At 67.0% G+C, this 834-nt stretch carries 1 protein-coding gene and 1 pseudogene; both read left to right on the top strand.

All coding sequences use genetic code 11. The features are described 5' to 3' along the window. The first annotated feature begins 36 nt into the window (after nt 1–36). Complete coding sequence (locus LRF89_RS13265; protein WP_238637375.1) at nt 37–531, top strand: transposase; 495 nt, start codon at nt 37–39, stop codon at nt 529–531. Then, nucleotides 528–834, top strand: a pseudogene (locus LRF89_RS13260) (helix-turn-helix domain-containing protein); the annotation flags it as partial. The gene LRF89_RS13265 and the pseudogene LRF89_RS13260, both read left to right, overlap by 4 nt.

Raw genomic sequence — 834 nt, 5'->3', positions numbered from 1 at the left:
GTCTTAAACCATAGCTGGGGGCAGTGAGAGGTTCCGATGAAGTACTCCGACGAACGACGTGAGGCGGTCCTGCGCAAGCTCGGCCCACCGAACAACCGCAGCGTCGCCGACGTGGCTGCTGAGGAAGGCATCTCGGCACCCACGATCTATGCTTGGCGCTCCCAGGCGCGCAAGGAGGGTCGCCTGATGCCAGATCAGGGCACGCAGGGCCCCGATGGCTGGAGCTCCCGGGACAAGTTCAATGCCGTCCTGGAGACGGCCACGCTCAGCGAGGAAGAGCTCGCCGAGTACTGCCGCCGCCGCGGGCTATACCCGGAGCAGATCGAGCAGTGGCGGCTCAGCTGCGAGCAGGCCAACGACCGGGCCGAGGCCACGGCACAGCGCCAGGCCGACTCCAACAAGGAGGAGCGCAAGCGCAACCGGAAGCTGACCCAGGAGCTCAAGCGCAAGGAGGCAGCACTGGCCGAGACGGCGGCATTGCTCACCCTCCGGGGAAAAGCCGACGCGATCTGGGGGGACGAGGAGTCATGACGTCCGCTGCAGATCGCGCCAGCGCCGTTGAATTGATCGACGAGGCCCGGGCCAACGGGGCTCGACTGAAGAAGGCGTGTGCGGAGCTGAGGATCGCGCAGAACACCTATCGGCGGTGGAAGGCCGGTACCGAGGATCAGCGCCCTTATGCCGAGCGTCCGACGCCGTCGCACAAGCTCAGCGCCGAGGAGCGCCGGCATGTGCTCGATCTGTGCCACCGACCGGAGTACGCCAGCCTGCCGCCGGCGCAGATCGTGCTGCGCCTGGCCGATGACCATCAGGTCTACGTGGCGTCGGAGCGCA

The organism is Halorhodospira sp. 9621, from assembly GCF_022228055.1.
In the GTDB taxonomy this organism is placed as follows: Bacteria; Pseudomonadota; Gammaproteobacteria; order Nitrococcales; family Halorhodospiraceae; genus Halorhodospira; species Halorhodospira halophila_A.
Note: the sequence above shows the minus strand (reverse complement) of the source record. Positions and strands in the feature narration are given on the sequence as shown.